This is a genomic window from Sphingobium indicum BiD32 (assembly GCF_000382885.1).
In the GTDB taxonomy this organism is placed as follows: domain Bacteria; phylum Pseudomonadota; class Alphaproteobacteria; order Sphingomonadales; family Sphingomonadaceae; genus Sphingobium; species Sphingobium japonicum_C.
Genome location: NZ_CAVK010000126.1, coordinates 1 through 7,224 on the forward strand (window position 1 = coordinate 1; position 7,224 = coordinate 7,224).

Annotated in this window: 11 protein-coding genes; 6 read left to right on the forward strand and 5 right to left on the reverse strand. The window is 65.2% G+C overall.

Annotated features, from left to right (window positions below; genetic code table 11):
* The 6 genes from EBBID32_RS12605 to EBBID32_RS12630 form a co-directional block, all read left to right on the forward strand.
* Positions 1-418 (forward strand): murein hydrolase activator EnvC family protein (locus tag EBBID32_RS12605; RefSeq protein WP_037490514.1); only part of this gene is annotated, 418 nt, incomplete at its 5' end.
* Positions 419-539: 121 nt separating this feature from the next.
* On the forward strand, positions 540-1,886 hold the full coding sequence (locus tag EBBID32_RS12610) for a S41 family peptidase (protein WP_006958001.1): 1,347 nt from the start codon (positions 540-542) through the stop codon (positions 1,884-1,886).
* A 101-nt stretch (positions 1,887-1,987) separates the two neighbouring features.
* Positions 1,988-2,473 carry a disulfide bond formation protein B gene (locus EBBID32_RS12615; RefSeq protein ID WP_006958003.1) on the forward strand — a complete coding sequence of 162 codons (486 nt, stop codon included), beginning with the start codon at positions 1,988-1,990 and terminating at the stop codon, positions 2,471-2,473.
* Positions 2,470-3,024 (forward strand): demethoxyubiquinone hydroxylase family protein, encoded by a 555-nt coding sequence (locus EBBID32_RS12620; protein ID WP_006958004.1) that lies wholly within the window; start codon positions 2,470-2,472, stop codon positions 3,022-3,024. The genes EBBID32_RS12615 and EBBID32_RS12620 overlap by 4 nt, the downstream gene beginning before the upstream one ends.
* Positions 3,025-3,037: 13 nt before the next feature.
* On the forward strand, positions 3,038-3,580 hold the full coding sequence (locus EBBID32_RS12625; protein WP_006958005.1) for a hypothetical protein: 543 nt from the start codon (positions 3,038-3,040) through the stop codon (positions 3,578-3,580).
* A gap of 72 nt (positions 3,581-3,652) precedes the next feature.
* Positions 3,653-4,069, forward strand: a complete 417-nt coding sequence (locus EBBID32_RS12630; protein ID WP_006958007.1) for a hypothetical protein — start codon at positions 3,653-3,655, stop codon at positions 4,067-4,069.
* A gap of 4 nt (positions 4,070-4,073) precedes the next feature.
* Here the strand turns inward: EBBID32_RS12630 and EBBID32_RS24125 are convergent, their stop codons facing one another.
* The 5 genes from EBBID32_RS24125 to EBBID32_RS12650 form a co-directional block, all read right to left on the reverse strand.
* On the reverse strand, positions 4,074-4,247 hold the full coding sequence (locus EBBID32_RS24125; RefSeq protein ID WP_156022553.1) for a hypothetical protein: 174 nt from the start codon (positions 4,245-4,247) through the stop codon (positions 4,074-4,076).
* A 72-nt stretch (positions 4,248-4,319) separates the two neighbouring features.
* Positions 4,320-5,126 carry a hypothetical protein gene (locus EBBID32_RS12635; protein WP_006958011.1) on the reverse strand — a complete coding sequence of 269 codons (807 nt, stop codon included), beginning with the start codon at positions 5,124-5,126 and terminating at the stop codon, positions 4,320-4,322.
* A gap of 9 nt (positions 5,127-5,135) precedes the next feature.
* Entirely contained in the window at positions 5,136-5,495 is a 360-nt protein-coding gene (locus EBBID32_RS12640; RefSeq protein ID WP_006958014.1) for a HesB/IscA family protein, read from the reverse strand.
* On the reverse strand, positions 5,495-5,947 hold the full coding sequence (locus EBBID32_RS12645) for an SUF system Fe-S cluster assembly protein (RefSeq protein ID WP_037490518.1): 453 nt from the start codon (positions 5,945-5,947) through the stop codon (positions 5,495-5,497). The genes EBBID32_RS12640 and EBBID32_RS12645 overlap by 1 nt, the downstream gene beginning before the upstream one ends.
* Complete coding sequence (locus EBBID32_RS12650; protein ID WP_006958016.1) at positions 5,947-7,158, reverse strand: cysteine desulfurase; 1,212 nt, start codon at positions 7,156-7,158, stop codon at positions 5,947-5,949. The genes EBBID32_RS12645 and EBBID32_RS12650 overlap by 1 nt, the downstream gene beginning before the upstream one ends.
* Between the last annotated feature and the right edge of the window lie 66 nt (positions 7,159-7,224).

Sequence of the window (7,224 nt, forward strand, 5' to 3'; positions counted from 1 at the left end):
CGACCAGACCGGCACCCCCGCCCCCGAACCCACCATGGCACTGAGCGGCCCGCCACCCTATCGTCTGCCCGTCATCGGCCAGCTCGTCACCGGCATGGGCGAGGTGAATGACGGCGGCGTCCGGTCACGCGGGCTGACGCTGGTGACGCAGCCGGGCGCGCAGGCCGTCGCGCCGACCGCCGGGCGTATCGCCTTTGCCGGTCCCTATCGTGGCTATGGGCAGATCCTCATCATCGACCATGGGCAGGGCTGGACCACGCTGATCACCGGCCTGCACCGCGTCACCGCGCAAGTGGGCGACAGCGTGCGGCAGGGCGATCCGGTCGCCATCACCGGTCCCGGTCGCCCGACCATCACCATCGAACTGCGCCGCAACGGGCGGCCGGTGGACATTGTGCCGCTGGTGGGGCTGGGGTGAGGATCGCCCGCCCATTAACCCGACGCTCATCGACCCTGCGCAACACTCGTCGAAGCGCGCTTTTGCGTCGGGACGCGAATCGGCTTATGATGGGTCGCAGATGCCGGAATCAAGGATGCCCATGAAATCTACCTTCCTCCAGGGCGCGCTTGCGCTTGGGGCGCTTGCGCTCATTCCCGCCACCACCGCGGCGCTCGCCGATGGGGAGGCGTCGAGCTACAAGGCGCTCGATGAATTCATGGATGTGTTCCAGAAGGTTCGCAGCGACTATGTCGAGAAAGTCGACGACGAAAAGCTGATCAAGGGCGCGATCGACGGGATGCTGGCCAGCCTCGATCCGCACTCCTCCTTCCTCGACGCGCGCGATTTCCAGAATCTGCGTACCCAGACGGAGGGCAGCTATGGTGGCCTGGGCCTGTCGGTCACGCAGGAAGATGGCGCGGTCAAGGTGATTGCGCCGACGCAGGATACCCCGGCCTGGCGCGCGGGGATCAAGGCGGGCGATTATATCACCCATATTGACGGGCAGCTCATCTATGGCGGTACGCTGGACGAGGCGGTCGACAAGATGCGCGGCGCGCCGGGCACGAGCCTGAAGCTGACCATCGTGCGATCGGGCCGCGACAAGCCCATCGACCTGACCCTGACGCGCGAGATCATTCAGCTCAAGCCCGTGAAGTGGGAAGTGAAGAACGGCATTGGCGTCATCAACATCGTCAGCTTCTCTGCCAATACCGGGGCCGATGTGCGGCAGGCGATCCGCAGCATCGACAAGTCGCTGGGCCACAAGCCGACCGGCTATGTACTGGACCTGCGGTCCAACCCCGGCGGGCTGCTGGACGAGGCGGTGTCGGTCAGCGACGCCTTCCTGGAACGGGGCGAGATCGTGTCGCAGCGCGGCCGGGCCAAGGGCGATGTCGAACGCTATTATGCCAAGCCGGGCGATGACGCCAAGGGTCTGCCGGTGATCGTGCTGGTTGACGCGGGATCGGCGTCGGCGTCGGAAATCGTCGCGGGCGCGTTGCAGGACCAGCATCGCGCGCTGGTGATGGGCGAACGCAGCTTCGGCAAGGGCAGCGTGCAGACCATGCTGCCACTGTCCAACACCACCGCGCTCAAGCTGACAACCGCGCGTTATTATACGCCGTCGGGCCGCAGCGTGCAGGAAGGCGGCATCCAGCCTGATATCCGCGTGCCGCAACTGTCCGACCCGGATTACAAGAACCGCCCCAAATATCGCGAAAGCGACCTGCGCCGCCATTTGATCAACGAGATCAAGACCGACGACAAGTCGCTGGAGGAAGATGCAAAGGACGATCCGCGCTTTGCGATGTCGGCCGAGGATCTGAAGAAGAAGGGCGTGGAGGATTTCCAGCTCGACTATGCGCTCAAGACGATTTCCCGCCTGGCGAGCACGCCGGGCGCGACCATCGCGCAGGCGGCGGCAAGGAAGCCGGGGGCGAAGTAAGATAATGTGTTCCCGCCCGCCCAGGCGGGAACACCATAACCTTGTCATCCCTCCCGCAAGTTCAGCATGACGAAAGGTGCCAGGGGGTTTAAGCGGGGGTGATGAGTAAACTTCCCCTCGCGCGCGCGCTGGCGCTGTTGATTCCTGTGGCGCTGCTGGGCGGTGCCTATGTGTCGCAATATGTCGGCGGGCTGCATCCGTGCGAAATGTGCTGGTGGCAGCGTTACCCGCATATGGCGGCGATCGGGCTGGCGCTGCTGGCCTTTGCGGCGAAGGGCAATCGCCGCACCAGCGCGATGTTCACGACGCTGGCGGCCATCGCCATTGCCGTCAGCGGCGGCATCGGCCTGTTCCATGCCGGAGTCGAATATGGCTGGTGGGAAGGGCTGACCGCCTGTTCCACATCACCGACCGGCGGCAGCGCGGCCGATATTTTGACCCAGATCATGGCGACGCCCATCACCCGCTGCGATGTTGCACCTTGGAGCCTCATGGGCATTTCGCTGGCGGGCTATAACGGCCTCTTGTCGGTGGGTGGCGCGGTCGCCATCTTGGCGTTGCTGGCACGCAAAGGACGCAAGGCATGAGCGCAACCCAGGATTTCCCTCGCCCCGGTCGTCGTATCAAGGCTACCGATCGCGCCTCCATGCTGCGGGTCGATCAGGCTGGGGAGTTTGGCGCTACCCGCATCTATGCCGGGCAACTGGCCGTCATGGGCGATCGGCATCCCGATGCGCGCATCATTGCGGGCATGGCCGCGCAGGAGGAGCGTCACAGGCAGACGTTCGACGCGATGATCGCGCGGCGCGGCGTGCGCCCGACCGCGCTTGCGCCGATCTGGAATGTGGCGGGCTTTGCGCTGGGCGCTGTGACGGCGGCGATCGGTCCCAAGGCGGCGATGGCCTGCACCGCCGCGATCGAGACCCAGATCGACCGCCATTATGGCGAACAATTAGTGCAACTGGGCAGCGACGATCCGGAACTCTCCACCGCCATTGCGGATTTTCAGGCAGAGGAAGTGGAACATCGCGATGCCGCGCTGGCGCATGGTGCGGAAAAAGCCCCTGCCTACCCCCTCTTGTCGGGCGCCATCCGTTTGGGATGCCGGGCCGCCATCGCGCTGTCGAAGCGCATCTGAAAAGGACCGACAGATGACCAAGACCCCGATGATCGCCGCGCTGCTGCTGATAGGCGCTGCCATCCCCGCGCTGGCACAGCCGCCATCGAGCGCACCCACCGCTGCGGCGGTGCCGACGACGGAGAAGGTCAACCTCGTCATCGTCTATGGCGACGACGCCTGCCCGCAAAGCCAGGGCGACGATATTGTGGTGTGCGCGCGCAAGGGCGAGGCCGAACGCTATCGCATCCCCGAACCGCTGCGCGGCGACCCCAATGAACCCAGCAAGCAGGCCTGGGGCGAACGGGTGCGGTCGATGGAATATGTCGGCCGGTCCGGCACCGAAAGCTGCTCGCCAGTCGGCGGCGGCGGTGCGACCGGTTGCTTTGCGCAGCTAGCACGGCTGGCCAAGGCGGAGCGGCAGGCGCTCGACAATGCCAGCTGGAAGGATCTGGTCGAGGCCGAGCGCGGCAAGCGCCTGTCCACGATCGACGCCGACAGCGACGCGATCGAGGCGCGGGTCGTGGCGGAGGAAAAGGCCAAGGCGGCGGCGGCCGCACCCGCGCCACAACCCTGACGGGTCCGGACGCCGGGCGGCGTCTGGACGATAACGCCCGCCTCTGGGCAAGGCGGGAACTGGCAGGGGCGAATGAAGGATTTTCCGGTGATGCGTCTGTCGATTTCCATGGCCCTGATCGCGGCGACGCTAGCGCCGATGACCCCTGTGCTGGCGCAGCCCGAACCGCCACCCAACCGCATCTTCAACCTGATCGTCTATGGCGATGATCCCTGCCCCAAGGGCAAGGATGAGAGCGAGATTGTGGTGTGCGCGCGCAAGCCGGAAGCCGAACGTTATCGTATTCCCAAGAAGCTGCGCGAGAAGCCCGCCGTGGCGGGTGGTCCCGGCTGGGGCAGTCAGGTCGCGACGATGGAACAGGTCCAGCGCCAGACATTGCCCGGCAGTTGTTCGGTGATCGGCAGCAACGGCTTTACCGGCTGCACCGCCCAGATGCTGCAACGATGGTTCGCTGAGCGGCGGATGCAGGAATCGAAGGGCGAACCCTGATCACTTATCGGTCCATGCCGGGCTGATAGCGCCGCTTGGCAGCATTGACCTTGTCGATCAGGCTGGACAAGGTTTCAGGCGCAGGCATTACGTGTCCGGGGTGCGACAGATTGCTCATCCGCTGGCTGAGCGCGCAAAAAATATGGTCGATGCGATCCATCTGTTTGTCCCCGGACATATGATGCATCCGCTATCGCGTCGATGTGGTTAACAAGGTGTAATCGACGCCCGCCCTTTGCGCCGAAGCGAATCAGATGTCCGTCAAGGCGCAGGCGGCAAGTCCCTGCGCATAGGTCGGGTAGCGCGGCGACCAGCCCAGCAGGCGTTTGGCGCGGCCATTGGCGACGCGGCGGTTCTCTGCATAAAAGGCCCGCGCCATCGGCGACAGGGCGGCCTGCTCCAGCGACAGCAGCGGCGGATGGGGGAGGCCAAGCAGGTCGCAGGCCGCTTCTATCACCCGGTTTTGTGCGCAGGGCAGGTCGTCGGCCAGATTATAGACGCCCGGCGGTCCGTCGAACGAAGCGATGATCCCGGCGATGATGTCATCGACATGGACCCGGCTGAAAATCTGGTCGGGCAGGTCGATGCGATGCGCCTTGCCTGCCCGCACCCGGTCGAGCGCGGAGCGCCCCGGACCGTAAATGCCGGGCAGGCGGAAGCGGTGAACATTGTCGCGGAGCGCGCCCCAGGCGAGTTCGGCGTCGGCGCGCGCGGCGCGGCGGCCGGTGCCGACCGGGCCGCCCTCATCCACCCACGCCCCGCGCGTGTCGCCATAGACGCCGGTGGAGGAGAGATAGCCGATCCAGCGCGCTGGTGCAGCGGCTATGGCGGGGCCGTAGCGGACCAGCACCGGGTCGACTTCGGTTTCCGGCGGGACCGATGAGAGGATATGGGTCGTGCTGGCGATGGCTGCGCGAACGGCGGGTTCGTCGTCGAAGGCCAGCGCGGTCGCGTCGGGACTGCGGCGGGTGGCGGTGATGTGCCAGCCATCTGCCCGCAAGCGGTCCGCCAGCCGGGACGCGGTGTAGCCCAGCCCCAAGATCAGCATATGGGGCATGGGGTCCGCCTAAACCGTGAAACTCTCGCCGCAGCCACAGGCACCCTTGGCGTTTGGGTTCGCAAACACAAAACCGGCGGTGAAGTCATCCTCGACCCAGTCCATCGTCGATCCCACCAGATAGAGGACGGACGCGCCATCAATGTAGAAGGTGCCGCCCGGCGTTACGATCTTCTCGTCGAATTTCGCTTCCTCGCTGACATAATCGACCGAATAGGCCAGCCCCGAACAACCGCGCTTGGGCGTCGACAGCTTGACGCCGATCGTCCCCTGCGGCGCTGTGGCCATTAGGTCGGCGATGCGCTGCTCGGCGCTGGGCGTCAGGATGACGGCGGCGGGGCGGGCGCGGGTCTTGGTCTCGGTCGTCATCAGAGCATCCCCAGTTCCAGCTTCGCCTCGTCACTCATCTTGGCCGGGTCCCATGGCGGGTCCCAGACCAGATTGACCTGCGCGTCGCCGACGCCGGGCACTGCGCCCACGCGCAGTTCGACTTCGCCGGGCATGGATTCAGCGACCGGGCAATGCGGCGTGGTCAGCGTCATGGTGACGACGACATGATTGTCGGGCGATACATCGACGCCGTAGATCAGCCCCAGATCATAGATGTTGACGGGGATTTCGGGGTCGAAAATATCCTTGAGCGCGTCAATCACGCCATCATAGACATTGCCGCCCGGCTCACCCGCAGGCGTCTCCGCAGGCTTGGCGGCGAGGAAGCCGTCCAGATAGTCGCGCTGGCGTGGTGCCTCTTCGACCCGTGCCTTGGGCGGGGCGTCCACGGCCTCGACCTCTTCCACCATGATCCTGCGATCTTCGCTCATCATCCAAAAATCTTTCTTACCCGCTCAAGTCCGCGCACCAGCGCGTCCACATCGCTTTCATCGCTATAAATGCCAAAGCTGGCCCGCGCGGTCGCTTCCACGCCCAGATGGCGCATCAGCGGCTGGGCGCAATGATGGCCAGCACGGATCGCAACGCCAGCTTCATCCAATATGGTGCCGACATCGTGCGGATGCACCCCCTCTACTTCAAAGGAGAGGATGCCCGCGCTGTCGTCCGGCCCGAACAGGCGGACGCTGTTGAGATCGGCCAGCGCCACGCGCGCTTGCCGGACCAGCGCACATTCATGCGCGTGGATCGCGTCCAGCCCGATGGCCTGCACATAGTCGATCGCAGCGGAAAGCCCGATCACACCGCTGATATGCGGCGTCCCCGCCTCGAACCGGGTTGGTGCGGGGGCGTAGGTGGTTTTCTCGAACGTCACCTTGTCGATCATCGATCCGCCGCCCTGATAGGGGGGCATGGCGTCGAGCAGTTCACCGCGCGCCCACAGCACGCCGATGCCGGTCGGGCCGTAGAGTTTATGCGCGGAAAAGACGTAGAAATCGCAATCGAGCGCCTGCACATCGACGGCAAGACGCGGCACTGCCTGGCAGCCGTCGATCAATATCCGCGCGCCCACCATATGGGCGATGTCGGCAGCGCGGCGGCAATCGAGCACGCTGCCCAGCACGTTGGACACATGGGCGAGCGCGACCATCCGGTGCCGGGGGGTGATCATCGCGCGCATCGCGTCGAGATCAATCCGGCCATCGTCGGTCAGCGGCACGACGTCGATATGGGCGCCGACCTTTTCCGCCACCATCTGCCACGGCACGATATTGCTGTGATGTTCGAGGGTGGAGAGGAGGATGCGGTCGCCCGCTTTCAATTGCTCACCCGCCCAGCAGTGCGCGACCAGATTGATCCCCTCGGTCGCGCCACGGACATAGACGATCTCGCTGTCCGATTTTGCCCCGATGAAGTCGGCAACCTTGCGCCTGGCCGATTCATAGGCGAGCGTCATGTTGGCCGACCGCGCATAGACGCCGCGATGGACGGTCGCATAGTCCGGCCCATAGGCACGGGCGATGGCGTCGATCACCGCGTGGGGCTTTTGCGCGGTCGCGGCGCTGTCGAGATAATGCCAGTCGAGGACGCCGGGGAAATCGGCGCGGAGCGACAGGCGTTCGGGGGCGATGACAGCGTTCATACCATCCTCCCCTGCAAGGGGAGGGGGACCACGAAGTGGTGGAGGGGTGTCACCCTATCGAGAGGG

What these genes read in the sequence shown, in the direction of transcription:
- EBBID32_RS12610 (WP_006958001.1), top strand. Translation starts at nt 540, where the DNA reads ATGAAATCTACCTTCCTCCAGGGCGCGCTTGCGCTTGGGGCGCTTGCG.
- EBBID32_RS12615 (WP_006958003.1), top strand. Translation starts at nt 1,988, where the DNA reads ATGAGTAAACTTCCCCTCGCGCGCGCGCTGGCGCTGTTGATTCCTGTG.
- EBBID32_RS12620 (WP_006958004.1), top strand. Translation starts at nt 2,470, where the DNA reads ATGAGCGCAACCCAGGATTTCCCTCGCCCCGGTCGTCGTATCAAGGCT.
- EBBID32_RS12625 (WP_006958005.1), top strand. Translation starts at nt 3,038, where the DNA reads ATGACCAAGACCCCGATGATCGCCGCGCTGCTGCTGATAGGCGCTGCC.
- EBBID32_RS12630 (WP_006958007.1), top strand. Translation starts at nt 3,653, where the DNA reads ATGAAGGATTTTCCGGTGATGCGTCTGTCGATTTCCATGGCCCTGATC.
- EBBID32_RS24125 (WP_156022553.1), bottom strand. Translation starts at nt 4,247, where the DNA reads ATGTCCGGGGACAAACAGATGGATCGCATCGACCATATTTTTTGCGCG.
- EBBID32_RS12635 (WP_006958011.1), bottom strand. Translation starts at nt 5,126, where the DNA reads ATGCCCCATATGCTGATCTTGGGGCTGGGCTACACCGCGTCCCGGCTG.
- EBBID32_RS12640 (WP_006958014.1), bottom strand. Translation starts at nt 5,495, where the DNA reads ATGACGACCGAGACCAAGACCCGCGCCCGCCCCGCCGCCGTCATCCTG.
- EBBID32_RS12645 (WP_037490518.1), bottom strand. Translation starts at nt 5,947, where the DNA reads ATGAGCGAAGATCGCAGGATCATGGTGGAAGAGGTCGAGGCCGTGGAC.
- EBBID32_RS12650 (WP_006958016.1), bottom strand. Translation starts at nt 7,158, where the DNA reads ATGAACGCTGTCATCGCCCCCGAACGCCTGTCGCTCCGCGCCGATTTC.